Origin of the sequence: Streptomyces caelestis (genome assembly GCF_014205255.1) — a bacterium.
GTDB lineage: Bacteria > Actinomycetota > Actinomycetes > Streptomycetales > Streptomycetaceae > Streptomyces > Streptomyces caelestis.
In genome coordinates, this window is record NZ_JACHNE010000001.1 from 3,298,785 (window position 1) to 3,323,472 (window position 24,688).

Below are 24,688 nucleotides of genomic sequence, written 5' to 3' on the forward strand. Positions count from 1 at the left end.
CCTGGAATGTGATCCCACATCGCGGACGATGTCAGGCCGGAGAGTGAGACCGCCCTGTTCAGCCCCGTCCGGACCCGCTCAGTACGCCTCGACGATCTCGACCTCCTCCTCCGTGACCTCGCCCTCCACGATCCGGAACGAGCGGAACTGGAACTCGCCGGCCCCGTCGGTGTCGGCCGTGGAGACGAGGACGTAGTGCGCGCCGGGCTCGTTCGCGTACGAGATGTCGGTGCGGGAGGGGTAGGCCTCGGTCGCCGTGTGGGAGTGGTAGATGACCACCGGCTCCTCGTCACGGTCGTCCATCTCGCGGTAGAGCTTGAGCAGGTCGCCGGAATCGAATTCGTAGAACGTGGGTGACATGGCGGCGTTGAGCATCGGGATGAAGCGCTCGGGGCGGTCCGAGCCCGCCGGGCCCGCCACGACGCCGCACGCCTCGTCGGGGTGGTCCTTGCGCGCGTGGGCGACGATCTGGTCGACGAGGGCCTGGGTGATGGTCAGCATGCTCGTCAGGATAAGCAGAAGGGCCGTTCCGTACCGATGGCTGGTACGGAACGGCCCACATGCCGGACGCCCTGAGCGGCAGCCGCAGGGGGTGCCACGAGTACTCCCTGCGGCTGGGCGTCCTGGCTGGTTCGTCAGCCGGCTCAGCCGACCTTCTCGAACTCCGCGTCGCCGCGCTCGGCGATCTGCGGGTTGCGGCTCTTGAGCACCGCCCAGCCGATGCCCAGGGCGACGGCCCAGCCGGCCGCGACGTACAGGCAGACCCGCGCGTCCTTGTCGTACGCGATCATGCAGGTCACGCCGACGAGGAAGAGCAGCGCGACCCAGCTGAAGAGCGCCCCGCCGGGGGCGGGGAAGGACGAGGCGCGCAGCCGGCCCGCGTCGACCGCGGCGCGGTAGCGGATGTGGCTGACCAGGATCATCATCCAGGTCCAGATGCCGGCCGCGGTGGCGACGGAGGTGACGTAGAGGAACGCCTTCTCCGGGACGACGTAGTTCAGGACGACGCCGATGCCCATGAGCGCCACGGAGACCGTGATGCCGACGGCGGGCGTCTTGCGGGCGTTGAGCTTGCCGAACGCCTGCGGCGCCTCGCTGTTGGAGGCCAGGTCGCGCAGCATCCGGCCGGTCGAGTACATGCCCGAGTTGCAGGACGACAGGGCCGCGGTGAGCACCACGAAGTTGACGATGCCCGCGGCGAGCGGGATGCCGATCTCGCCGAAGGCGTGGACGAACGGGCTCTCGCCGGCGGAGAACTCGGTCCACTTGACCACGGAGAGGATCACCAGGAGCGAGCCGACGTAGAAGACGATGATGCGCCAGGGCAGGGTGTTGATGGCCTTGGGCAGGGTCTTCTCGGGGTTCTCGGACTCGCCCGCGGTGACGCCGACGAGCTCGACGGCGAGGTAGGCGAACATGACGCCCTGGAGCGTCATCAGGCTGGAGCCGATGCCGTTCGGGAAGAAGCCGTCGTGCGACCAGAGGTTGGAGACGGTGGCGGTGTCACCGGCGTCGGAGAAGCCGAGGGTGAGCACGCCGAGGCCGATGACGATCATGCCGATGATGGCCGTGACCTTGATCATCGAGAACCAGAACTCGACCTCGCCGAAGATCTTGACGGAGATCAGGTTGACGCCGAAGAGCACCACCAGGAAGACCAGGGCGCTGACCCACTGCGGGATCTCCGGGAACCAGAAGTGGATGTAGATCGCGGCGGCCGTGAGTTCGGCCATGCCGGTGACCACCCACATGAGCCAGTACGTCCAGCCCGTGACGAACCCGAAGAACGGGCCGAGGAACTCGCGGGCGTACTCGGCGAAGGAGCCGGAGACGGGCCGGTAGAGGAGCAGTTCGCCCAGCGCCCGCATGATGAAGAAGATGACTACGCCCGCGAGGGCGTACATGAGGATGATGCTGGGACCGGCCTTGGCGATGTTCGCCCCGGCGCCCATGAACAGGCCGACGCCGATGGCGCCGCCGATCGCGATCATCTGGACCTGGCGACTGCCGAGTCCGCGCTCGTACCCCTCTTCGGGCACGTTTTCCGTGTCGACCTGCGCAGAGGTCATGTGTGGTGCGCCTTTCTCCATGCCGACCCGCGGCCTTCGTCGGCCTCGGATCGGGTCTCGATCCCCCCGGATTGCTGGAGTGGTGCCTGGCCGGCGGTTGCCGGCTCGGTGGCGCACCCGGCCGGACATTCGGGTGGTGTCGGCCGGGCGATCGTGAAGATTTATCACGGTCGCAACACTGATCACCCGGGCTGATTGTGACGCACCACACAGGGAAAGACGGACAAAGCGCACCCGAGGTCGACATAGGAGGCGGGCGCGGTGACGCGATCGTTATCCGGATTTGAGTGTCCTCTGAGCGAACACGAATCGGTCATCCGACGGTCACAGAACCTGCACGGATCAGGGCATAAGGGTTCCGACCAGCGTCTCCTGGAGTCCACCCAGCCACAGGTAGGCCATCACCATCGGCTTGCGCGGGTCCTCGTCCGGGAGGCGGTAGAGGAGGTCGGTGTCCTCCTCGTCGGCGATCTCCAGCCGTGAGCCGATCGCGAGCCGCAGGTCGTTCAGGGCGCCCAGCCACCGCTGGGACTCCTCCACCGACAGCTTCAGCACCGCGCCGCCCTCGCCGGCCGAGACCGAGGAGAGCGCGTCCAGGGAGCGGATCACCGCGAGGGCGTTGTCCCGCTTGCCGGCCCGCAGATCGTTCTCGGTGTAGCGGCGGAACTCGGCGGAGTACGACCGCCGCTCCTCGGCGTCCCGGGGCGAGGCGGGCTGCTCGGGGTCGCTGTAGGCGTCCGGGAAGAGGCGTTTGAGCACCGGGTCGGCGGGCGGCTCGCTCGGGCCTTCCGCGAACAGCTCGGCGAGCGGGTCGTCGGAGGCGTCCTCGGCGGGGCCGGGGCCGATGAGCTCCAGGAGCTGGACGGCCAGCGACCGGATGATGGAGATCTCGACGTCGTCGAGGGCGACGGCCGCGCCGCCGCCGGGAAGCGGTTCGAAGGTTCCGGGCATGAACGCCTTTTCGCTGCTGGGCGGGGAGCTGGCTACTTGCGGTCCTGCTGGAGGGTGGCCCACAGGCCGTAGCCGTGCATGGCCTGCACGTCGCGTTCCATCTCCTCGCGGCTGCCGCTGGAGACGACCGCCCGGCCCTTGTGGTGGACGTCGAGCATGAGCTTGGTGGCCTTGTCCTTGGAGTAGCCGAAGTACGTCTGGAAGACGTACGTCACATAGCTCATGAGGTTGACCGGGTCGTTGTGGACGATGGTGACCCAGGGGAGGTCGGGCTCCGGTACGGCGAAGACCTCCTCCGCCGACTCGGTCCGTTCGATCTCCAGGGGCGCGGGTGACGTCACAGTGCCCATGCTGCCACCCGAGGGGGGTAGTCGCACAAACGGGCCTGGAAGCCGGGGGCCTTGATGCAAATCGTCAAACTGACGAAATGGGGGTACGATCCCGCTCATGAACACAGCGGACCTTGGGCTGCCGGTGGATGTTCCCTCGACGGCGCTCTTCACGGACCAGTACGAGCTGACGATGCTGCGGGCCGCCCTGGAGGCGGGCACGGCCGAGCGGCGGAGCGTGTTCGAGGTCTTCACCCGGCGGCTGCCGAACGGGCGCCGCTACGGCGTCGTGGCGGGCACCGGGCGGGTGCTGGACGCGGTGGAGAACTTCCGCTTCGACGCGGGCGTCCTGGACTTCCTGCGCGAGCGCGAGATCGTCGGCGAGGAGACCCTCGACTGGCTCGCCGGCTACCGCTTCAGCGGGGACATCTGGGGCTACCCCGAGGGCGAGGTGTATTTCCCGGGCTCGCCGATCATGCGGGTCGAGGGCACCTTCGCCGAGTGCGTTCTGCTGGAGACCGTGATCCTGTCGATCCTCAACCACGACTCGGCGATCGCCGCGGCCGCCTCGCGCATGTCGTCGGCCGCCGGGGACCGGCCGCTGATCGAGATGGGCGCCCGGCGCACGCACGAGCTGGCGGCGGTGGCGGCGTCCCGGGCCGCGTACGTGGGCGGCTTCGCGACCACCTCGGACCTGGCCGCCGGGTTCCGCTACGGCATCCCCACCGTCGGCACCTCCGCGCACGCCTTCACCCTGCTGCACGACAGCGAGCGGGACGCCTTCCAGGCCCAGGTGAACACGCTGGGGCGGGGCACGACGCTGCTGGTGGACACCTACGACGTCGCGGAGGCAGTCCGTACCGCCGTCGAGGTCGCCGGGACCGGGCTCGGGGCGGTGCGGATCGACTCCGGCGACCTGCTGCTGGTGGCGCACCGGGTGCGCCAGCAGCTGGACGAGCTGGGCGCGACCGACACGAAGATCATCGTGACCTCGGACCTGGACGAGTACGCGATCGCCTCGCTGGCGGCGGCGCCCGTGGACGCGTACGGCGTCGGTACGCAGCTGGTGACCGGGTCCGGGCACCCGACGTCCTCGATGGTCTACAAGCTGGTCGCGCGGGCCGAGTCCGCCGACCCGAAGGCGCCGCTGGTGCCGGTGGCGAAGAAGTCCAGCGGGGGCAAGACGTCCGTGGGCGGGCGCAAGTGGGCCGCGCGGCGGCTGGACGCGTACGGGGTGGCCGAGGCGGAAGTGATCGGCACCGGCCCGGTGCCCGGCGACCTGGCCGACCGGCAGCTGCTGGTCGAGCTGGTCAAGGGCGGCGAGGTCGTCGCCCGTGAGCCGCTGGACGCGGCGCGGGACCGGCACGCGGCGGCGCGCGCGGGGCTCCCGGTGTCGGCCACGCAGCTCTCGCGCGGAGAGCCCGTCATTCCGACGGAGTACGCGCAGGGGGCCTCGGGTAGCTAGGGGATGGTGCCGCGATGCGCCGATCCTTGCCCCCTCCCGTCTCCTCCTCCATGTCAATAGGCTCGGAAGTTCACCGGCCGGGCTTGCCGACCTCATAGCCGAAGGACACCGACCATGCGCCGCGCCTTGATCGTCGTCGACGTGCAGAACGACTTCTGCGAGGGGGGCAGCCTCGCGGTGGCCGGCGGTGCCGATGTGGCTGCCGCCATCACCGAGCTGATCGGCCAGGCGGCCGGATCCGGCTACCAGCACGTCGTGGCCACCCGCGACCACCACATCGCCCCCGGCGGCCACTTCTCCACCAACCCCGACTACGTCCGCTCCTGGCCCGCGCACTGTGTCGCCGGCACGGAGGGTGTCGGCTTCCACCCGAACTTCGCCCCCGCCGTCGCGTCCGGCTCCGTCGACGCCGTCTTCGACAAGGGCGCGTACGCGGCGGCGTACAGCGGCTTCGAGGGCGCGGACGAGAACGGCACGAAACTGGCCGACTGGCTCCGCTCCCGCGAGGTCACCGAGGTCGACGTGGTCGGCGTCGCCACGGACCACTGCGTCCGGGCCACGGCCCTGGACGCCGCGAAGGAGGGCTTCCGCACCCACGTCCTCCTCGACCTCACGGCCGGGGTGGCCCCGGAGACCACCGAGCGCGCCCTGGAGGAGCTGCGCGAGGCGGGCGTGGAGCTGTCGGGCAAGCCGGTCGTCCAGTGACCCGGTAGCCCCGTAGCCCCCGAGGGTCAGGTCTGGGCCGTCGGGTGGCGCAGGAGGGCTCTGATCGGGCGCCACAGTTCCAGGACGAGGTCCGGGCCGCCTACGACACCGTTGTCAGGGGCCGTGCGCCATATCAGGCCGTCGGGGTGGTGGAGGACCGCCGTGATCTCGTCGGGGGTCGGTGGGGCGGCGTTGCCGCGCAGGTAGACCGAGCGCAGGCCGAGGTTGCGGAGCCTGGTCAGGGCTCGGGCGCGGTTCACGGAGTGGACGAGGACGCGGACGGCGCCGGGGCCGTCGGCGGCGGGGCTGGGCAGGTTCAGTGCCACCACCACCGTGCCGTTCGGCAGCTTGCAGAAGCCTCCTGCGGCCATGCGCTCATCCCCCCGTGTCGGTCGGTGTCAATAAGAGAGCCACAGGACGCACCTAAACACGAATCGGCGGCGACCCGCCAGTGGGTCACCGCCGATCATGCTCTGACCTGGTAAAACGCCGTCTACTTCACCGCCGGGCCGACCTCGAGCGAGATCGTGGAGCCGTCCTTGGCCTCCTTGACGATCTTGATCTTGGTGTTGGTGTCAGTGATCTTGACGCCGGCGCGGGGGTTGGATTCGTCGTAGTACGTGCTCGTGCGGTCGTTGAAGACCGGGACCCCCTTGGAGGACGGGATCTTCGTCGCGACGTCCGCGTTGTGCAGCGTGATGCCGTCCGTGCGGTACCGGCTGAACGGCGAGTCGTAGGACTGGATGCGGTTGCGCATGAGCGTGCCGTCCGACCACTTCATCGCCGTCGGGTGGGAGTCGACGGGAAGGAGCAGCCCCGTGCCCGGGTGCTGGCTGGTGTTGTTGTCCTTCTGGGAGGTGTCCCACTTCCAGATCAACAGGCCGTTCTGGTAGGGGTAGTGCTCCACCCAGTCCGGACGCGTGGTCAGGAAGCCGTAGTTGTACGGACCGACCTTGAGGGTCTTGTCGTACGACACGTACTGGCGGTTCTCGGCGATGTAGTACTGGGCGTAGTCGTCCGTGATCGCCGCGCCGATGCGGGAGAAGCCCTTCGCCGTCCAGGCCGCGTCCGCGCTCTCCGCGTTGTCGGAGAAGAGGCCGGTGCCGTCGGCGGTGACGGTGATCTGGTCGGCCGTGAAGCCCTTCAGCGCCAGACCGCCGTCGGTCTGGTAGCGGAAGCGCAGGTCGATCTTCTTGCCGGCGTAGGCGTCGAGGGAGTACGCCAGCTTCTTGTAGGCGTCGGCCGAGCCGGTCAGGGCCGGCTTGCCGCTGCCGTCGCGCGGGATCGGCTGCCCGTCCACCGTGCCGTCGAGGGCGGTCCAGTTGGCGCCGCCGTCGGTCGAGACCTCGGCGTAGAGGTAGTCGTAGCCGGCCTCGATGTCGTACCAGCCGTCGAGGGTGAGGGCGGCCGACGCCTTGCCGGTGAGGTCGACGGAGCGGGTCAGCGTGTTGGCGAGGTCGTTGCCGCTGCCGCTCCACCACTGGTTCGCGCCCTGCGCGGGCGCCACGATCTCGGTGGTGACCCGCTTCTCGGGCAGCTCGACCACGAGGGCCTGCTTGTTCTTCGTGTTGTACTCGGCGACGCCCAGCTTGTGCTTCGACTTCGTCGCGGCCTTGGCGGTGTCGAAGTCGAGCCAGCCGAGCTGCAGCTTGTCCCAGGCGGTCATGTCGCCGGGCAGGTCGCCGATGGTGTCCTTGCCGGTGCCCAGCCAGGAGCCGGAGGACATCAGGGTCCAGAAGCCGGTGGAGTTCTCGCCGCCGTTGGTGTCGTAGTGGTCCGGCAGGCCGAGGTCGTGGCCGTACTCGTGGGCGAAGACGCCGAGTCCGCCGTTCTCCGGCTGGATGGTGTAGTCGCCGACCCAGATGCCGGTGTCGCCGATCTGGGTGCCGCCGAGCTTGTTGTCGTCGGGGCCGGTGGCACCGGAGTCCGTGCCGAACGCGTACCAGCGGTGGGCCCAGATCGCGTCCTCGCCCTGGGCGCCGCCGCCCGCGGACTCGTCCTCGCCGGCGTGCACGACCTGGAAGTGGTCGATGTAGCCGTCGCGCTCGTTGAAGTCGCCGTCACCGTCGTGGTCGTAGCGGTCCCACTGGTCGTACTCGGCGAGCTTGGCCTTGATCTCGGCGTCGGTCTTCCCAGCCGCCTTCTGCTGGGAGACCCAGGCGCTCACGCCGTCGGCGACCGCGTACCAGGCGCAGTTGTCGGGCTCGCACTTGTTGGAGCCGTAGCGGGCCTCGTTGTAGGGGACCTTGACCCAGTCCGAGACCTCGCCCTCGATCGAGTAGCGGCCCGAGGACTGCTTCTCGTAGTACTTCTTCATCGACTCGACACCCTTGCCGGTGCCGAAGTACAGGTCCTGGAAGTGCCGCTGGTTGTAGTCAGCCTGCCAGGCCGTCGAGTTGTCCTTGGTACGGTCCGGCTTGGCGATCTGGTTGTGCAGCGGGCCCGGGGTACCGCCGTAGCGGCTGTCGACCTTGTCGCCGAACTCGACCAGGATCGTGAAGATCTTGTCGGTCTTCTCGCGGCCGAGCTCGACGTACTTGCTCTTGCCCTTCTTGCTCTTCAGCTGCACGACCTTCGAGCCGTCACGGTTCTTGACCGTGGCATCGCCCGATATGACCTGCTTCAGGGCTTCCTCGCGCTGGGCCTCCTGAGTCTTGCTCAGCGGGCCGTCGAGGTCATGCTCGGCGTGGTCGTGTTCCGCCGGGTCGTGCCGGTCCACGGTGGTGGGCCTGGGAGCGGAGGCGTCCTCGGCCTGGGCCACACCGTAGGTAGAGGCGGTGGCCGCCGCGAGTGCCACGGTGATGGCGGCCGCTCTGAACGTCCAGGGTCTACTGGTCACTTGAGTTCCTCCCCCGCGTTCGAGCGCGCGGAAGGAAGGGGGCCTGGTCGTGGAAGGTCCGCGCGCGCGTGATCAACGCGTGTAGTCAAGTGACGACATTTGACTAGAGCTTGAGAAGAAAAGACAGATCTTGACTTGGACAGGTCAAGTGCACTATGCGGAGCCGAAGTTCGTTTTACGGACAACCGACCCGTCCCGGTGGGCCCTTGCCCACACCCGCGGCCGTCCCCGGGCAGGCGCGTGCATATGTCCACCAGGTGGACGCCATGACTCCGTGCGCCCCCTGTGCTCCGGTCCTGTTGATTAGGTCACGCTTACCACGCGTTCCACTCGGGCAGCCTGCCGGTTAGAGTCGCTTGGCGGAACGCCCGGAAGCTGGCGGAATGCCAGGAAGACGCCCCTGTGGACCCCCACTTTCGAGGACATGATGGCCATGCCCCGTCCGACTGCCGCACAGCTCGCCTACGGTTCCTGCACCGTGTTCTTCTCGACCCTCGCCATGCTGCTGCTGTCACAGACGAGTTCGAGTGCGGGGATCGCGATCATCGCCGTCGCGGCGCTCGCCCTCGGTCTGCTGGTCGCCATGACGGTGCCGCTGTCCCGGAAACGCCCTGCGGCGGTCGAACAGCCCGCCCCCGAGGAACCCGTACGGGCCTCGGTCACCACGCCGGCCCCGGAGCCGGTGCGTGAGCGGGCGGTCTCCTGACCGCCGCCTGATCCGTCTGTGCCTCAGTCGGTGCTGACCACCACCGTCTTGGCCGCCTTGTCGTGCAGGCCCTGCTTGTAGGGCCGGTCGAAGAAGCTCCAACCTCCCGAGATCGCGGTCCAGACGCAGGCGCAGCAGAAGGCGAAGGGGATCCACAGCACCGCCGCGCGCATCAGCGCGTTCTGCGCGGAGGGCGTGGCGCCGTTGTCGAGGTTGGCGACCCGCATGTGCAGCAGCTTCTTGCCCAGGGTCTGGCCGGTGCGCGCGGTCAGGAGGGTGTCGTAGGCGATGTAGAGGACGGCGGCGACGGCCGACTGCCAGAAGGACTTGCCGACCTCGATGCGGTCACTGTCCACGTCGTACTCGTTGACGTCGAAGCCCCAGGTGAGCAGCCAGACGACGGCGCCTACCAGGATCATGTCGAGGATGCGGGCGAGCGTGCGTCTGACGCTGTCGGCGAGCGGAGGCATACCGGCGAGGGGGTCGGTGGGGTAGGAGCCGCCGCCGTAGGGGGAACCTCCGTAAGGGCCGCCACCGGGAGGTCCGTCGTAGGGGCCGCCACCGGGAGGCCCGTCGTAGGGGCCGCCACGGGGAGGGCCGCCTTGGCCGCCGCCGGGGGCACCGCCCGGACCGCCGCTCTGGCCGCCGCCCGGGTACGGCGGGGGCTCGTCGCCGCGGGGCGGGCCCGCGCCCTCGCCGGGCTGCTCGCCCGGGGGCCGCTTCCTGAACGGATCGTCTTCCGGGGGCTGCTGACCGGAGCCGGGGGGCGGTTCACTGCTCATGGCCCGAGTCGACCGCGAACTCCACGGCTCCGCATCCGGCGGGCGGCCGTCCGAGGTAGGGATTCACCTGGTGCCGTCGCGGTACGGCGCTGCCCGGCGGCCGGCGTACGGGTGCTGCTCAGCCCGCCACGAACGTGTGCGCCGCCTTGTCGTGCCAGCACTGGCGCCACGGCTTGTCGAAGAGGCACCAGGCGATGCCGACGATCCCGACGACGAGGAGTCCGGGCACGCTGTAGACCAGCCAGCGGCGCAGGGCCGCGCCGAACTCGGGGGCGTCGTGGCCCTCGATGTCCCGCACTTCGAGCCCCATCAGCTTCTTGCCGAGGGTGCGGCCCCACTTGGCCGTCGGCAGCACCTCGGAGACGACGCCGACGAGCAGCAGGACGGCCAGGACGATACCGAGGTACGCCGATGTGGTGCCGTCGAGCAGCCAGACCGTGACGGTCTCGCCGGAGAGCTTGGCCTCCTCGATCTTCTCGTTGACGTGGTCGACCGCCTTGATGCCGAGCGGTACGGCGGCCCCGGCGGTGAGGCCGGCGAGGACGAGGGTGTCCAGCAGCCGGGCGGCCAGCCGCTTGCCGAGCCCCGCGGGGCGGGCCGACGCCTGGCGTCGGGCAGCCGCCTGGAAGATGTCCTCGGTCGGCGGCTTCCAGGGTGCGACGGGCTGCTCGTCACCGCCGCCCGCTCCGGCGAGCCGGTGCACCTGCTGCGCCCAGGAGGACTGGCCGCCGCCAGGGCCGGCGCTGAGGGGGGTGGCGGAGGCTGCGGGGCCGCCGGGCTGGGGCACGCCTGACTGCGGGAGGACGGTGGGCGCCGCCTGGGGCCCGGACGGTGCCGTCGGGGCGGCTGCGGAGGCCTGGACGCCGGGGTCGGCCTGCGCGGCGGCCCGGGCGGCGGCGGCCTTCCCGGCGCCGAAGCCGGGGCGGTTCGAGGCCTCGGCGGAGGCGGCCGCGCCACCCGGCGCGCCGAAGGCGGGTCCCGCCGGGCTGCCGGCCGGGGCGGCCTGGGCCCCGAACCCGGACCCCGCCGTACCCGCCGGGCCGAAGCCCGAGGCACCGGAGCCCGCCGCCGCGCCCTGCGCGCCGAAACCGGGCCCTGCCGAGCTGCCACCGGAGCCGCCCGACCCGGCCGGCGCACCGAACCCGGGCGCGGCCGTGCCCGGACGCGGCGACACCGCGCGGAACGTCATCGTGCCCTCGTCGGGGGCATCGGCGGGGGCCCCTCCCCCGCCCTTCCCGGTCGGGCGGCGGAAGACGAACGTGCTGCCGGCCTCCGCAGCGCTCGCCTCCTGGTCGGCGGGCGACGGGGATTCGCCCTGGTGGGCGGACTCGCCGACCGGCTGCCGGTCGGCCTGTGGCACCCGCGGGTCGGCGCCCTGCTGAGCGGCTCCCTGCTGGGCTGCGCCCTGCGCGCCCTGCGGTGCGCCCCACGAGACGCGGCGGTCCTGGTCGCCGCCGAAGCCCGACTGACGGGAGCGGTCGGCGCCCCAGGCGGTCGCGGGCTCGGGGCGGCTGCCGTGCTGGGCGTCGGCGGGGGACGGCTCGTCGTTCGGATCCTCGTCGAAGAAGTGCGGGCCGGTCTCCTCGACCGAGCCCGAGCCGGAGCCCGAGCCGGGGGAGGCGGCGCCGGGCGGCGGCGCGAGCGTCTCGCCGTCCTTGGGCGCGGGACGGCTGGTGCCCGGTACCCAGGACGCACCGTTCCAGTACCGGACATATCCAGGAATGGACGGGTCCGGGTAATAACCTTCGCGGGGCCTGTCGTCACCGGGGGCCGGGGTTGGGGCGCTCATCTCCGTCGTCCCGTATCTGCTCGAGGGCCAAATGGGGGCCTCCACATCTATCAGACGTGCGCAACCCCCACCGTCGCTCCCACCGGACCCACCCCTTTCGAGCACGGATGTGCTACGCATCGCACGGCCCGACGCCTCCCTGTGCGAAAAAACTTCCGGCAACACGCGTAATGCCGCCGCCCCCGCGCGCTCTCTCCTGTCGACCGGCCCTCGCGGGCAGCCGTGCAGAGAAGGGAAGACCGCCATGCGCACCGTGGTGGAACGCGAACTGGAGCTGAAACTCGTCCTGTCGCCGCAGCGCCGGATCCCGGTGCAGGCCCGGCTCGGGTACGTCACCGACGATCCGTACGCCGTGCACGTCACCTTCCACGTCGACTCCGCGCGCCCCGTGCACTGGACGTTCGCCCGGGACCTGCTGGTGGAGGGCGTGTTCCGGCCGTGCGGGCGGGGGGACGTGCGGGTGTGGCCGACGAAGGCCGAGGGGCGCGGCGTGGTGCTGGTGTCGCTGAGTTCACCCGACGGGGACGCCCTGCTGGAAGCCCCGGCGGCGCAGGTGTCGGCCTGGCTGGAGCGCACGCTGCGGGTGGTCCCGCCGGGGACGGAGGGGGAGCGGCTCGGTCTCGACGACGAGCTGGCCCAACTGCTCGCCCAGTGAGGCCGGTAAGGCCCGTGAGGTCCGTAAGGCCGGTAAGGACACGGGATTCAGAACAGCTTGCCCGGGTTCAGGATGCCCAGCGGGTCGAAGGCCTGCTTGACGGCCCGCTGCATCTCCATCCCCACGGGGCCGATCTCGCGCGCCAGCCACTCCTTCTTCAGCACGCCGACGCCGTGCTCGCCGGTGATGGTGCCGCCGAGTTCCAGGCCGAGGGCCATGATCTCGTCGAAGGACTCGCGGGCGCGCCGGGACTCGTCGGGATCCGCCTGGTCGAAGCACACCGTCGGGTGGGTGTTGCCGTCCCCCGCATGGGCGACGACCCCGATGGTGAGCTGGTACTTCTCGGCGATCCGGTCGACCCCTTCGAGCATCGCGGCGAGCCGGGAGCGGGGCACGCACACGTCGTCGATCATCGTCACGCCCTTGACCGCCTCCAGCGCGGTGAGCGACAACCGCCGCGCCTGGAGGAGCAGTTCGGACTCCGCCGCGTCGTCGGCCGGTACGACCTGGGTGGCGCCGGCGGCCTCGCACAGCGCGCCGACGGCAGCGAGGTCGGCGGCCGGGGCGGTGGTGTCGAAGGCGGCGAGCAGCAGAGCCTCGGTGCTCTCCGGGAGACCCATCTGCGCCAGGTCGTTGACGGCCTTGACCGTCGTACGGTCCATGAGTTCGAGGAGTGACGGGACGTGGCCGCCCTCCATGATGCGGCACACGGCGTCGCAGGCGGCGGCCCCGGAGGCGAACTCGGCGGCCAGCACGAGCTGCTCGGGCGGCTTGGGACGCAGGCCGAGCACGGCCCGTACGACGATGCCGAGCGAGCCCTCGGAACCGACGAACAGACGGGTCAGGTCGTACCCGGCGACGCCCTTGGCGGTGCGGCGGCCGGTGGACATGAGCCGCCCGTCGGCCAGTACGACGTCCAGTCCGAGGACGTACTCGGCGGTGACCCCGTACTTCACGCAGCACAGGCCGCCCGAGGCCGTGCCGATGTTGCCGCCGATGGTGCACATCTCCCAGCTGGAGGGGTCCGGCGGGTAGTACAGGCCGTGTTCGCCGACGGCCCGGGAGAGGGCGGCGTTGATCACGCCGGGTTCGACGACGGCGACGCGGTCGACCGGGTTGATCTCCAGGATCCGGTCCATCCTGGTCAGGGAGAGCACGATGCAGCCGTCGGAGGCGTTCGCGGCGCCGGACAGTCCGGTGCGGGCGCCCTGCGGGACGACCGGGACGCGCAGGGCGGTGGCGGCGCGCATCACGTGCTGGACCTGCTCGACCGTGCGGGGCAGGACGACCACGGCCGGGGCACCGGCCGGGCAGAAGCTCGCCATGTCGTGGGCGTAGGAGGCCGTGACGTCCGGATCGGTGAGGACGGCCTCGGCGGGCAGACCGCTGACCAGGAGGTCGATCAGGTTGCCGGTCGTTTCGTCGCTGTGCGCTTCGATACGGCTCATGATCACAGGTTCGCACCCGGGGCCATAGGTGTGAACCCCGTCGGCGGCACCCTTCACCTGCCCGGGTGTGGTGTCGTACTGACGCACAGTGAGCGCCATGGACAACCAGCAGGAGGGTCCCCAGCGGCGGCAGAGCAGCCCGAAGGGCCGCTTGCGCACCCGGCGGGTGGTGCTCGCCTGCGTCGCGGGGTGTGCCGTGCTCGGCGGGGTGCTGGTGCTGCTGCCGTGGGAGCGGCCCGCCGAGCCCGCTCCGCCGTCGCCGGGGGCGCTGGCCATGGCGGCGGTCACCGCCGGGGTGCCGGCCGCACTGCCCGACCTGGCGGAGCTGATCGACGAGCGGGAGAAGCGGCTGCGGACCCATCCGCGGGACGCGCGGTCCTGGGCGGTGCTCGGGGCGGCCTACGTGGAGCGGGCGCGGCGGCTGGCGGACCCGGCGTACTACCCGCGTGCCGAGAAGGCGTTGCGTACGTCGCTGAAGGTGCGGCCGGAGCGGAACACCTGGGCCCTGGCCGTGCTGGCCGCGCTGGCCAACGCGCGCCGGCACTTCCCCGCCGCGCGCCGCTGGGGCGAGGCGGCGCTGAAGCTGGAGCCCCGGCGGTGGGTGACGTATCCGCTGCTCATCGACGCCTACACCGGGCTCGGCGAGCACGCGGCGGCCAAGCGGACGCTGGACCGGCTGACGGAGCTGCGCTCCGGTCCCGCCGTGCTGGCGCGGGCCGCGGCCGTCTACCGGGACCGGTGCTGGCGGGAGGACGCGGCGGCCTCGCTGGCGGACGCGGCGGCGGGCGCGCGGGCACCGGCCGAGCGGGCGGCCTACCTGGAGCGGGCCGGGCAGCTGGCCTGGGAACGCGGAGACCTTCAGGACGCGCTGCGGCACTTCCAGGAGGCGGTGCGCCTCGACCCGGACCAGTGGGCGGCGCAGGCCGGGCAGGGCAGAGTGCTGGCGGCCCTGGGCCGGACGACGGAGGCGCTGACCGCGTACCGGGTGGCTCTCACCAAGCAGCCCTGCCCCCGGTACGCCCTGGAGCTGGGCGAGTTGTACGAGTCGCTGGGGATGCCGGAGGCCGCCCGGGTGCAGTACGACCTGCTGCGCGAGCGGGTGCGGGACGCCGCCGCGGGCGGAGCCGACGAGGAGCTGGTGCTGGGTCAGTTCGAGGCGGACCACGGCGATCCGCAGGAGGCGGTGCGGCGGCTGCGGGCGCAGTGGCACCGCCAGCCGGGGACCGAGGTCGCCGACGCTCTGGGCTGGGCCCTGCACCGGGCCGGGGAGTCGGAGAAGGCCTTGCGCTTCGCGGTTCGGGCTACGGAGGGCGAGCAGGGGGGTGGGGTGCGCAGCGCGGCGTACGCGTACCACCGCGGCATGATCGAACGGGACCTGCAGCGGTACGGCGCGGCCCGGCGGCACCTCGCGGAGGCGCTCCGCATCAACCCGCGCTTCTCGCCCCTACACGCCCGCGCGGCGAAGGCGGCGGCGAAGGCGCTGGGCGAACCGCCGAACGAGAAGCTGCCAAAGATGGACGAGGGGCTGCCGGAGCCGGGCCAGGAGTGAGGCGTGCGGGTGCCCCGCGACACCCGCACGAGTTTACCGGGGCGATCGGATCACAGGTTGCCGCGGCGGGCCTGCTCGCGCTCGATCGCCTCGAACAGGGCCTTGAAGTTGCCCTTGCCGAAGCCCATCGAGCCGTGACGCTCGATGATCTCGAAGAAGACGGTCGGGCGGTCCTGGACCGGCTTGGTGAAGATCTGCAGCAGGTAGCCGTCCTCGTCGCGGTCGGCGAGGATCTTCAGCTCGCGCAGGGTGTCGATCGGGACGCGGGTCTCGCCGACCCACTCCCCCAGCGTGTCGTAGTAGGAGTCGGGCGTGTTCAGGAACTCGACGCCGGCCGCGCGCATGGTGCGGACCGTCCGGACGATGTCGTTGGTGTTGAGCGCGATGTGCTGGACGCCCGCGCCGCCGTAGAACTCCAGGTACTCGTCGATCTGGGACTTCTTCTTGGCGATGGCCGGCTCGTTGATCGGGAACTTGACCTTGAGCGTGCCGTCGGCGACGACCTTCGACATCAGCGCGCTGTACTCGGTGGCGATGTCGTCGCCCACGAACTCCTTCATGTTCGTGAAGCCCATCACCTTGTTGTAGAAGCCGACCCATTCGTTCATCCGGCCGAGCTCGACGTTGCCGACGCAGTGGTCGATGGCCTGGAAGGTGCGGTGGGCGGGCGGCTCGACCATCGGCTCGGCCGCGACGTAGCCCGGCAGGTAGGGGCCGTCGTAGCCGGAGCGCTCGACGAGGGTGTGGCGGGTCTCGCCGTACGTGGCGATCGCGGCCAGGACGACCGTGCCGTGCTCGTCCTTGCGCTCGTACGGCTCGGCGACCGGGCGGGCGCCGTGCTCGACGGCGTAGGCGAAGGCGGCGCGTGCGTCGGGCACCTCGATGGCCAGGTCGACGACGCCGTCGCCGTGCTCGGCCACGTGCCGGGCGAGGAAGTGGCCCCAGTCGGTGGACGGCTTGACGACCGAGGTGAGGACGAAGCGGGCGGAGCCGTTCTCCAGCACGTAAGCAGCGGTCTCGCGGCTGCCGTTCTCCGGTCCGGAGTAGGCGACCAGCTTCATGCCGAAGGCGGTGGAGTAGTAGTGCGCCGCCTGCTTGGCGTTGCCCACGGCGAAGACGACCGCGTCCATTCCCTTGACCGGGAAGGGGTCGGCCTGCCGGGCGGTGTCGGGAGTGTGGTGTGTGGTCTGCGTCATAGCCGCAGGGTCTCCCCGCTCGGCAACGTGCGCAATAGTTTGCGTTTCCACTGGGCAATCTGTTCAGCAACACGGCCGTATCGACGGCGCTTCTGTACAGGATGACCATGCCGGGAGGCTGCTGTGGCGATCGATCATCTGGACGGCCGGATCATCCTGCTGCTGGCGCGGGAGCCGCGGATCGGGGTGCTGGAGATGTCCCGGCGGCTCGGCGTGGCCCGGGGCACCGTGCAGGCGCGGCTCGACCGGCTTCAGTCGAACGGAGTCATCCGCGGCTTCGGCCCTCAGGTGGACCCGGCGGCGCTCGGCTACCCGGTCACGGCGTTCGCGACGCTCCAGATCCGGCAGGGCCAAGGCGCCGACGTACGCGCCCACTTGGCGACCGTGCCCGAGGTGCTGGAGCTGCACACCACCACCGGCAGCGGGGACATGCTGTGCCGGCTGGTGGCCCGCTCGAACGCCGATCTCCAGCGTGTGATCGACCGGGTCGTCGGTTTTGATGGCATCGTCCGGGCCTCCACGGCGATCGTCATGGAGAACCCCGTTCCGCTGCGGATCATCCCGCTGGTGGAGCAGGCCGCGGAGGAGACGTCAACTACCCGGGGCTAAGGTCCCGGGCTTGCACAACGGGCATCACTGGCTGTGATGCTGCGTTTGCGTCCAGCCTCACCCCGGTATGTCCGGGGTGGGGCGGGGGCCGTTGACTGGGCCCCGCGTCGCCACGACTCCCACGCGCGGGCGCGGATGTTACGGGAGCCGTTCCGGTCTGCGTGATCAACGAATCCGCAGTTCCGGCATGCGAAGAAGGCCTGGGAGACCCGGTTCGCCTTGTCGATGTGCCCGCATTCGGCGCAGGTGCGCGAGGTGTACGCCGGGTCGACGTGCACTACTGGCACCCCGGCCTTGCGGGCCTTGTACGCGATGAACTCTCCGAGCTGGTGAAACGCCCAGGAGGAGTGGGTGGCCCGTTGGGGCTTGCGAAGCCGTACCCGCTCACGGATGCCCGTCAACCCTTCCAGGGCGATTCCGCGACCGGTGCGTTCTGCCTCGGCCACCACATGTTTCGCGATCTTGTGGTTGATGTCCTTCGCCCGCCGCGCCTCCTTGCGCCTGCGTTTCTTCAGGCGCCGTTTCGTGGACGGGGTGTTCTTCTTCTGCAGTTCGGTGCGCAGGCCGCGCTCACGGACCCGGACGCGGTTGAGCTCGCGCCCGGCCATGATCTCGCCGTCGGATGTGGTGGCGATGTTCACGATGCCCAGGTCGATGCCGAGGAAGTCCGCCGGAGCCGTGTTCAGCTCCGCCTCGGGGACCTCGCAGGTGGCGCTGAGGAACCACATGCCGTCGCGTTCCAGCAGGTCGGACTCGCCCTTGCGGTACAGGGCGAGCGTGGCGAGCTGCTCCACCGAGGCGGTGAAGGCCACGTTCTTGACCCGCCCCGACGTGGTCCAGACCGACACCGTGCGCTCGGCGATCTGCCACGAGAGCATCCGGTCGTCGTAGGGCTGGGCGCCCTGGGGGCGGAAGGCGAGAGGCTTCTCGGTGGCCTTGCGGTAGCGCTTCGAGCCGGGCTTGCCGAGGTTGCCGGCCTTCAGGTTCGCCTTCAGCGTGGTGTAGGCGTCACAGGTCTTCTTGATCACGTGCTGGGCGGCCTGCGCGCCCAGGGTCCACCTCGACTTCACCTCGTCGTAGGTGTGCTTGCGCAGGGGGAAGTTCTTGAACTCCCCGCGCTCGAAAGCGATCTCACTCACCCAGGTGGCGGCCTCGTTACAGGCGCGCAGGGTCGCCTCAAGCGCCGCCGCCTGTCCGGGCATCGGCTCCAGTTTGACCTGCACCACCAGCTTCACGATCACTGATCGTAGGCACCCGTACGAGATGCCACCACGCGTTCGGCCGCGTTCATCACATCGAGTGGCTCAACCGACCACGCGCTCACATCACCCGACCGCTCCCCGGCCGAGCCGACACAGTGATGCTGCGGCGCTCCGCGCCGCAGCCACGGGTATGTGATTTCTCCCGGGCGTAAACGCCCGGGGTGCCTGGCAAGAATTCGCTGAAGTCTAGGGGTGAGCGCGTGTGAACTTCTGGGAGTATCTGGCCGGCCGGCACCAGCAGCTGCTCACGGACGCCTACCAGCACGCGAGCGCCGTCTTCCAGTGCATGGTCGTCGCGACCGTGCTCGGGGTCCTGATCGGCGTCGTCACGTACCGCAGCGAGTGGGCCGGGAACCTCGCGACCACGGCCACCGCCACGGTCCTGACCGTTCCGGCGCTCGCCCTGATCGGTCTGCTCATCCCGGTCGTGGGGCTGGGCGTGGCGCCGACGGTGATCGCGCTGACGCTGTACGGGCTGCTGCCGGTCGTGCGCAACGCGATCGTCGGGCTGCGCGGGGTCGACCCGTCGCTGGTGGACGCGGCCACCGGCATCGGGATGTCCCGGCCGGCCCGGCTGCTGCGGATCGAGCTGCCGCTGGCCTGGCCGCCGATCCTGACCGGCATCCGGGTCGCGACGCAGATGCTGATGGGCATCGCGGCCATCGCGGCGTACGCCTCGGGCCCCGGCCTCGGCAACGTCATCTTCCGCGGCCTCGCCTCGCTGGGCAGCGCCAACGCGCTCAACCAGGTCCTCGCGGGCACGCTCGGCATCATCGTGCTGGCGCTGCTGTTCGACGCCGCGTACGTCCTGATCGGGCGGCTGACCATTCCCAGGGGGATCCGTGCCTGAGACCGACGGCCACGGGGTCTCGATCGAGCTGGAGAACCTGACCAAGCGCTACCCCGGCGGCGCCCAGCCGGCCGTGGACAACGTGAGCATGGAGATCAAGGCGGGCGAGGTCGTCGTCTTCGTCGGCCCCTCGGGCTGCGGCAAGTCGACCACGCTCAAGATGATCAACAGGCTGATCGAGCCGACCGGCGGCCGTATCCGCATGGGCGGTGAGGACGTCACCGACATGGATCCGGTCAGGCTGCGCCGCAAGGTCGGCTACGCGATCCAGTCCGCCGGGCTCTTCCCGCACCTGACGGTCGCGCAGAACATCGCCCTCGTACCGAGGATGATCGGCTGGCCGAAGGCGCGGATCAGGGCGCGGACCGAGGAACTGCTCGACCTCGTCGGCCTCGACCCCGGCGAGTTCCACGGCCGCTATCCGCGCCAGCTCTCCGGCGGCCAGCAGCAGCGTGTGGGCGTGGCACGGGCTCTGGCCGCCGATCCCCCGGTGCTGCTGATGGACGAGCCGTTCGGGGCGGTGGACCCGATCACCCGCGACCATCTCCAGGACGAGCTGATCCGGCTCCAGCACGAGCTGCGCAAGACGATCGTCTTCGTCACGCACGACTTCGACGAGGCGATCAAGATCGGCGACCGGATCGCCGTCCTGCGCGAACGGTCCCGCATCGCGCAGTTCGACACCCCGGAGGCCATCCTCACCAACCCGGCGGACGACTTCGTGTCCGGGTTCGTCGGCGCCGGGGCGGCGCTGAAGCGGCTGAACCTGACCCGCGTACGGGATGTGGAGATCACCGACTATCCGACGGTGACGATCGACGACTCGTGGCAGCAGATCTTCAACCGGCTGCGGGCCGGCGGCACCAGCGAGGTCCTGCTGCTCGACCGGCGCGGCCGCCCCTACAAGTGGCTCAGGCGCGGCGACCTGATGCGGGCTCGGGGCTCGCTGGCCCGCGCCGGGACACCGGTGCGCGACACGGTGACCCGGGACGCGACGCTGCGGGACGCCCTGGAGGCGGTGCTCACCGACAACACCGGGCGGGTGGCGGTGACGGGGCGGCGCGGTGAGTACACCGGCGTCGTCGACATGGAGACGCTCCTCAACTCCGTGCACGGCATGCTGGAGGCCGACCGGCTCGACGCACTGGAGCACCAGCACGAGCTGGAGGAACCGCGGGCGGCGCAGACGCACGCGGAGCAGGAGGGCGGCGGGAGCGTCACGGGCGTGGGCGGCCTCGGAGGGACGCGGTGACCGCTCCCGGGCCGCTGCGAACCGCCCCCGAGCAGGGGACCGGACCGGAGGCCGAGGCGCCCCGGACGTCACCCGGCCCGCCGCCCCGACGCGTCAGCGGGCAGCAGCTGACCGTCCTGCCCTGCGCCCTGGTGGCCGTACTGCTCGCCACCTGGCTCTGGTTCGAGCAGGCCGACCTGGACGCGCTGTCCCGGAACGCCCTGTCGGGCGGCCAGGTCTCGAAGGCCCTGTGGCAGCACGTCCAGCTGACCGCGATCTCCACGTTCTTCGTGCTGATCATCGCGATCCCGCTGGGGATCCTGCTGACCCGCCGGGCGTTCAGCAGGGCCACCCCGGTGATGATGGCGTTCGCCAACACGGGCCGGGCGACCCCCGCGATCGGCCTGCTGGCGCTCCTCGTCATCTGGCTGGGCATCGGCCGCAGGGCCGCCCTGATCGGCATCATCGCGTACGCCGTCCTGCCCGTGCTGTCGAACACGATCACCGGCCTGAAGGCGAACGACCCGACGCTGCTGGAGGCGGCGCGGGGCATCGGCATGTCGCCCGTGGGAGTCCTGACCCGGGTGGAGCTTCCCCTCGCGGTCCCACTGATCCTGGCGGGTGTCCGCACGGCCCTCGTCCTGAACGTCGGCACGGCGACCCTGGCGGTCTTCGGCGGGGGCGGCGGACTGGGCGTGCTGATCACGACCGGGATCACCAACCAGCGGATGCCGGTGCTGGTGCTGGGCTCGGTCCTCACGGTGGTCCTGGCGCTGCTGGTGGACTGGCTGGCCTCGCTGGCGGAAGTGCTCCTGCGGCCGCGAGGGCTTCAGCCATGAGACGGCGTCTGTGCCTGGCGGCAGCCGGGGCTGCTCGTCGCGGGCTGCGGCCTGACCAGCGGCTCCCCCATGGCGGACGACGTGCGGCCCGGGTCGGTCGGGCGCGGCGAGCCGTTGAAGGGCGCGCGCCTGACGGTGACGTCGAAGTCGTTCACCGAGGGGCTCACCCTCGGCGCGATCATGGGCATCGCCCTGGAGGCGGCCGGCGCGGAGGTGCTCGACCGGACGGGCATCCAGGGTTCTGTCGGCAGCCGCGAGGCCGTCCGCAAGGGCGACGCCGACGCCGGGTACGAGTACACGGGCACGGCCTGGATCACGTACCTGGGGCACAGCGAGCCGATCACCGATCCGCACGAGCAGTGGGAGGCGGTGCGGAAGGCCGACGCGGCGAACGGGCTGGCCTGGCTGCGGCCGTCGTCCCTGAACAACACGTACGCGCTGGCGATGAGCCGCCAGAACGCGAAGAAGTACGGCACGAAGACCCTGTCGGACGTGGCGGAGCTGGCGAAGTCCGACCCGGGGGTGGTGAAGCTGTGCGTGGAGGTCGAGTTCGCGAACCGGGCGGACGGGTTGCCGGGCATGCAGCAGGCGTACGGGATGAAGCTGCCGGCGCGGAACGTCACGCAGATGGACACGGGGATCATCTACACCCAGACGTCGAAGGGGAGTTGTCCGTACGGGGAGGTGTTCACCACCGACGGGCGCATCAACTCCATGAACCTGGCGGTCATGGCGGACGACCGGGGGTTCTTCCCCCACTACGACGCCGCACCGATGATCAACGCGAGGACGCTGAAGGAGTGGCCGGCGATCGTGGACGTCCTGGATCCGGTGACGGAGCGGCTGAACAACACGGTGGCGCGGACGCTGAACGCGAAGGTGGATGTGGAGGGGGAGGATCCGCATCAGGTGGCGCTGGAGTGGATGGTGGAGGAGGGGTTGGTCGGGGAGGGGTGACATACAAAGAAGCCGTTGCAAAGGAACCTTTGCAAGGTTACCTTTGCATGCATGCCCGAAGAACCGGCTCCCCGATTGCTCGATGCCCGCTCCCTCCGCGGACTGGCTCATCCCCTGCGGATGCAGCTGCTGATCGCGCTGCGGCGCGGTGGTCCCGCCACCGCCTCCCAGCTGGCGGAGAAACTGGGCGAGTCGAGTGGCGCGACCAGTTACCACCTACGGCAGCTCGCCGCGCACGGGTTCGTGGCGGACGATCCGGAGCGCGGCAAGGGACGGGAGCGCTGGTGGAAGGCGGTGGACCAGGGCGTCCAACTCGACGAGACCCTGATCAAGGACCCGGATCCGGCCGTGCGCGGAGCCGTCGCCATGTTCCGCTACGAGCTCGCGAACGTGCACACCCGAGAGGTCGCGACCTGGCTCGGCACCGCGAACGACTGGGCCGAGGCATGGGACGGCGCCACCGATCTGAGCGACTTCACCCTGCGGCTCACTCCCGAACTCGCCCGTGAGCTGATCGGCAAGATGCACGACCTGGTCCAGAGCTACCGCCCTCTGCCCGAGGGCACCCCGGACGCGGAAACGGTGCGCGTCCACACGCACGTCTTCCCCAGCCAGACGACGCTGTGAGAGGCCATCCCCCATGCACCCCGACATCCACCTCGCCCTGCACCACGCCCGCGCCGCCGAACTCCGCTCCGAGGCCGACACCCACCCCACTACCGGGCGCCGGCAAGATCTCCGTATGCGCCTCGGCTGGACCCTCGTAGAGGTCGGATTACGGCTCGCCACCCGGCCGGGGACGGCAGCCGCCGTCCACTAACAGCTGGGCACGGACCCCTTCCCCGTCTCCAGGGCCACCAGGGAACTCACCGTGCTCTTCAGCGTGGTCACGGGAATCAGCCGCAGGCCCTTCGGCAGTTCGGCCCGCGCGTCCGCGCACTCCGCCTTCGGGACGAGGAACACGGTGGCCCCGTCACGCTTGGCGGCCTGGGTCTTGAGGGCGACGCCGCCCACCGCCCCGACCGTGCCGTCGGCGGCGATCGTGCCGGTGCCGGCGATGACACGGCCCCCGGTGAGATCACCGCCGGTGCCGTCGCCGTCGAGCTTGTCGATGATTCCCAGGGAGAACAGCAGCCCGGCACTGGGCCCGCCCACGTCCGCGAGTTTCAGGCCGACCTTGACGTCCTTGTCGTCGAGGCCGAGATAGTTCAGCGCGGCCTGGGTCGCCGCGTCCTGGGACTGCTTCATCTGCTTCTCGTTGTGCCGCTCGATCTCCTGGACGGTGTCCCCGCTCGGGTAGATCGCGTCGCGCGGCATGACCGCCCGGTCCGTGCGGAACCAGCTGTCGAGGATCTTCGGGAGCGAGACCCGGGTGTTCGGTGAGGTCGCCACGATGGTGGTCATCCGCAGCTGGCCCCGGGTGTCCCGGGCCGGTGCGCCCGAGATGGTGATCACCGGGTCGCCCTTGTTCTCGCCGAGCACGTTCGTCGTCTGCCCGGGCTGCGCCACCGAGAACGGCAGCGGCGCGGTCACCGCCGTGGCGAGCAGAGCCACGACGGGCAGGGCGCAGACGGCGATGGCCTGGGGGCGTGTGAGGCGAGAGAACACGGGATCAATCTAACGCGGGCGTGGAATCCGGCCGGGTCCAGGTCACCCACGGCCTGACAGGGGCCCGGCAGGGGGGTCCCGCACAGGTCAGCGCAGCGCGTCCGCGACCTCTCGCGCCGCCTCGACGACCCTCGCCCCCACCCGTTCCGGCACCACGTCCGCCAGCATCACCACGCCCACACTGCCCTCGACGCCCGTCACGCCCAGCAACGGGGCCGCCGCCCCGCACGCGCCGGCCTCCAGCTCCCCGTGGGTCAGGGTGTAGCCCGGGTCCGCCATCGGGTGCTGCCGGGCCGCGAGTATCGCCTTGCCCGCGGCGCCCCGGTCCAGGGGGTGCCGGAACCCGGCCCGGTAGGCGACGTGGTAGTCCGTCCAGGTCGGCTCCACCACGGCCACCGCCAGCGCGTCCGCCCCGTCGACGAGGGTCAGGTGCGCCGTCGCGCCGATGTCCTCGGCCAGCGACCGCAGCGCCGGCATCGCGGCCTCCCGCACCAGGGGATGGACCTGCCGCCCCAGACGCAGCACCCCGAGCCCGACCCGGGCACGTCCGCCCAGGTCACGGCGTATGAGCGCATGCTGTTCCAGCGTGGCGAGCAGCCGGTACACCACGGTCCGGTTGACGCCCAGCTTGAGGGAGAGTTCGGTCACGGTCAGCCCGTGGTCCGTGTCGGCGAGCAGCTTGAGGACACGCAGTCCTCTGTCGAGCGTCTGGGAGGTCTCCGCGGTCACGACGCCCACTCCTTAGTGGTGAGGTCGGCGGCCCTCTGGCGGTCGGGTGCGTCACCGAGTCCCGTCGGCAACGCCCTTCAGAGGCCGCCGATCGGCCGGCGGCCCGGCCTGTCCGGACCG

Annotated in this window: 24 protein-coding genes and 1 pseudogene; 12 read left to right on the plus strand and 13 right to left on the minus strand. The window is 70.7% G+C overall.

Translation table 11 applies throughout. The features are described from left to right. Positions 1 to 78 precede the first annotated feature (78 nt). The 4 genes from HDA41_RS14905 to clpS all read right to left on the minus strand — a co-directional run bounded on the left by HDA41_RS14905 (position 79) and on the right by clpS (position 3,370). On the minus strand, positions 79 to 501 hold the full coding sequence (locus HDA41_RS14905) for a M67 family metallopeptidase (protein WP_086844176.1): 423 nt from the start codon (positions 499 to 501) through the stop codon (positions 79 to 81). A gap of 143 nt (positions 502 to 644) precedes the next feature. Further along, positions 645 to 2,069: an amino acid permease gene (locus HDA41_RS14910; protein ID WP_184984210.1), complete on the minus strand. Its 1,425-nt coding sequence runs from the start codon at positions 2,067 to 2,069 to the stop codon at positions 645 to 647. Positions 2,070 to 2,411: 342 nt separating this feature from the next. Beyond that, entirely contained in the window at positions 2,412 to 3,020 is a 609-nt protein-coding gene (locus HDA41_RS14915; protein ID WP_184984211.1) for a DUF2017 domain-containing protein, read from the minus strand. 32 nt (positions 3,021 to 3,052) lie between these two features. Further along, positions 3,053 to 3,370 carry an ATP-dependent Clp protease adapter ClpS gene (gene clpS, locus HDA41_RS14920; RefSeq protein ID WP_030241710.1) on the minus strand — a complete coding sequence of 106 codons (318 nt, stop codon included), beginning with the start codon at positions 3,368 to 3,370 and terminating at the stop codon, positions 3,053 to 3,055. 97 nt (positions 3,371 to 3,467) lie between these two features. Between clpS and HDA41_RS14925 the strand changes: the two genes are divergently transcribed. Next, the gene (locus HDA41_RS14925; protein WP_184984213.1) at positions 3,468 to 4,814 is read left to right on the plus strand and encodes a nicotinate phosphoribosyltransferase; all 1,347 of its coding nucleotides are present in this window, start codon (positions 3,468 to 3,470) and stop codon (positions 4,812 to 4,814) included. 114 nt (positions 4,815 to 4,928) lie between these two features. Then, on the plus strand, positions 4,929 to 5,519 hold the full coding sequence (locus HDA41_RS14930; protein ID WP_184984215.1) for an isochorismatase family protein: 591 nt from the start codon (positions 4,929 to 4,931) through the stop codon (positions 5,517 to 5,519). Positions 5,520 to 5,545: 26 nt separating this feature from the next. Here the strand turns inward: HDA41_RS14930 and HDA41_RS14935 are convergent, their stop codons facing one another. Beyond that, complete coding sequence (locus tag HDA41_RS14935; protein WP_184984217.1) at positions 5,546 to 5,890, minus strand: hypothetical protein; 345 nt, start codon at positions 5,888 to 5,890, stop codon at positions 5,546 to 5,548. A 122-nt stretch (positions 5,891 to 6,012) separates the two neighbouring features. Next, positions 6,013 to 8,358, minus strand: a complete 2,346-nt coding sequence (locus tag HDA41_RS14940) for an immune inhibitor A domain-containing protein (protein ID WP_184984219.1) — start codon at positions 8,356 to 8,358, stop codon at positions 6,013 to 6,015. Positions 8,359 to 8,785: 427 nt separating this feature from the next. Here HDA41_RS14940 and HDA41_RS14945 point away from each other — a divergent pair, with 427 nt between their 5' ends. Beyond that, on the plus strand, positions 8,786 to 9,064 hold the full coding sequence (locus tag HDA41_RS14945; protein WP_184993408.1) for a hypothetical protein: 279 nt from the start codon (positions 8,786 to 8,788) through the stop codon (positions 9,062 to 9,064). Between the two features lie 23 nt (positions 9,065 to 9,087). On the opposite strand, the gene HDA41_RS14950 is transcribed toward HDA41_RS14945, so the two are convergent. Then, positions 9,088 to 9,846, minus strand: a complete 759-nt coding sequence (locus HDA41_RS14950) for an RDD family protein (protein WP_184984221.1) — start codon at positions 9,844 to 9,846, stop codon at positions 9,088 to 9,090. Positions 9,847 to 9,964: 118 nt separating this feature from the next. Beyond that, positions 9,965 to 11,635, minus strand: coding sequence for an RDD family protein (locus tag HDA41_RS14955; RefSeq protein WP_184984223.1), 1,671 nt, complete (start codon positions 11,633 to 11,635; stop codon positions 9,965 to 9,967). Positions 11,636 to 11,879: 244 nt separating this feature from the next. Between HDA41_RS14955 and HDA41_RS14960 the strand changes: the two genes are divergently transcribed. Next, positions 11,880 to 12,290, plus strand: coding sequence for an SsgA family sporulation/cell division regulator (locus tag HDA41_RS14960; protein WP_184984225.1), 411 nt, complete (start codon positions 11,880 to 11,882; stop codon positions 12,288 to 12,290). Positions 12,291 to 12,337: 47 nt separating this feature from the next. Here HDA41_RS14960 and HDA41_RS14965 read toward each other — a convergent pair whose 3' ends face one another. After that, the gene (locus HDA41_RS14965; RefSeq protein ID WP_184993410.1) at positions 12,338 to 13,744 is read right to left on the minus strand and encodes an FAD-binding oxidoreductase; all 1,407 of its coding nucleotides are present in this window, start codon (positions 13,742 to 13,744) and stop codon (positions 12,338 to 12,340) included. 91 nt (positions 13,745 to 13,835) lie between these two features. Here HDA41_RS14965 and HDA41_RS14970 point away from each other — a divergent pair, with 91 nt between their 5' ends. Next, positions 13,836 to 15,287, plus strand: coding sequence for a tetratricopeptide repeat protein (locus HDA41_RS14970; RefSeq protein ID WP_184984227.1), 1,452 nt, complete (start codon positions 13,836 to 13,838; stop codon positions 15,285 to 15,287). Positions 15,288 to 15,337: 50 nt separating this feature from the next. Here HDA41_RS14970 and hppD read toward each other — a convergent pair whose 3' ends face one another. Beyond that, positions 15,338 to 16,483, minus strand: coding sequence for a 4-hydroxyphenylpyruvate dioxygenase (gene hppD / locus HDA41_RS14975; protein ID WP_184984229.1), 1,146 nt, complete (start codon positions 16,481 to 16,483; stop codon positions 15,338 to 15,340). A gap of 123 nt (positions 16,484 to 16,606) precedes the next feature. Here hppD and HDA41_RS14980 point away from each other — a divergent pair, with 123 nt between their 5' ends. Further along, positions 16,607 to 17,092: an Lrp/AsnC family transcriptional regulator gene (locus HDA41_RS14980; RefSeq protein WP_184984231.1), complete on the plus strand. Its 486-nt coding sequence runs from the start codon at positions 16,607 to 16,609 to the stop codon at positions 17,090 to 17,092. On the opposite strand, the gene HDA41_RS14985 is transcribed toward HDA41_RS14980, so the two are convergent. Continuing rightward, positions 17,089 to 18,327, minus strand: coding sequence for an RNA-guided endonuclease InsQ/TnpB family protein (locus HDA41_RS14985; protein ID WP_184984233.1), 1,239 nt, complete (start codon positions 18,325 to 18,327; stop codon positions 17,089 to 17,091). The two genes, HDA41_RS14980 and HDA41_RS14985, sit on opposite strands and share 4 nt — an antisense overlap. A 229-nt stretch (positions 18,328 to 18,556) precedes the next feature. Between HDA41_RS14985 and HDA41_RS14990 the strand changes: the two genes are divergently transcribed. The 6 genes and pseudogenes from HDA41_RS14990 to HDA41_RS15015 all read left to right on the plus strand — a co-directional run bounded on the left by HDA41_RS14990 (position 18,557) and on the right by HDA41_RS15015 (position 23,051). Further along, positions 18,557 to 19,204, plus strand: coding sequence for an ABC transporter permease (locus tag HDA41_RS14990; protein ID WP_184984235.1), 648 nt, complete (start codon positions 18,557 to 18,559; stop codon positions 19,202 to 19,204). Next, on the plus strand, positions 19,197 to 20,456 hold the full coding sequence (locus tag HDA41_RS14995) for a betaine/proline/choline family ABC transporter ATP-binding protein (RefSeq protein ID WP_184984237.1): 1,260 nt from the start codon (positions 19,197 to 19,199) through the stop codon (positions 20,454 to 20,456). Before HDA41_RS14990 ends, HDA41_RS14995 begins: the two co-directional genes overlap by 8 nt. After that, a complete protein-coding gene (locus HDA41_RS15000) occupies positions 20,453 to 21,274 on the plus strand; it encodes an ABC transporter permease (protein ID WP_184984239.1) in 822 nt (273 codons plus the stop codon). Before HDA41_RS14995 ends, HDA41_RS15000 begins: the two co-directional genes overlap by 4 nt. Then, a pseudogene (locus tag HDA41_RS15005) lies at positions 21,271 to 22,231 on the plus strand (glycine betaine ABC transporter substrate-binding protein). Before HDA41_RS15000 ends, HDA41_RS15005 begins: the two are co-directional and overlap by 4 nt. Positions 22,232 to 22,282: 51 nt before the next feature. Beyond that, complete coding sequence (locus HDA41_RS15010) at positions 22,283 to 22,858, plus strand: ArsR/SmtB family transcription factor (RefSeq protein ID WP_184984243.1); 576 nt, start codon at positions 22,283 to 22,285, stop codon at positions 22,856 to 22,858. A 13-nt stretch (positions 22,859 to 22,871) separates the two neighbouring features. Beyond that, positions 22,872 to 23,051 (plus strand): hypothetical protein, encoded by a 180-nt coding sequence (locus HDA41_RS15015; protein ID WP_184984245.1) that lies wholly within the window; start codon positions 22,872 to 22,874, stop codon positions 23,049 to 23,051. Here HDA41_RS15015 and HDA41_RS15020 read toward each other — a convergent pair. Together HDA41_RS15020 and HDA41_RS15025 are read right to left on the minus strand one after the other, a co-directional pair. After that, positions 23,048 to 23,839, minus strand: coding sequence for a S16 family serine protease (locus HDA41_RS15020; protein ID WP_184984246.1), 792 nt, complete (start codon positions 23,837 to 23,839; stop codon positions 23,048 to 23,050). The genes HDA41_RS15015 and HDA41_RS15020 overlap by 4 nt on opposite strands. 87 nt (positions 23,840 to 23,926) lie before the next feature. Next, positions 23,927 to 24,568 carry an IclR family transcriptional regulator gene (locus tag HDA41_RS15025; protein WP_184984247.1) on the minus strand — a complete coding sequence of 214 codons (642 nt, stop codon included), beginning with the start codon at positions 24,566 to 24,568 and terminating at the stop codon, positions 23,927 to 23,929. Between the last annotated feature and the right edge of the window lie 120 nt (positions 24,569 to 24,688).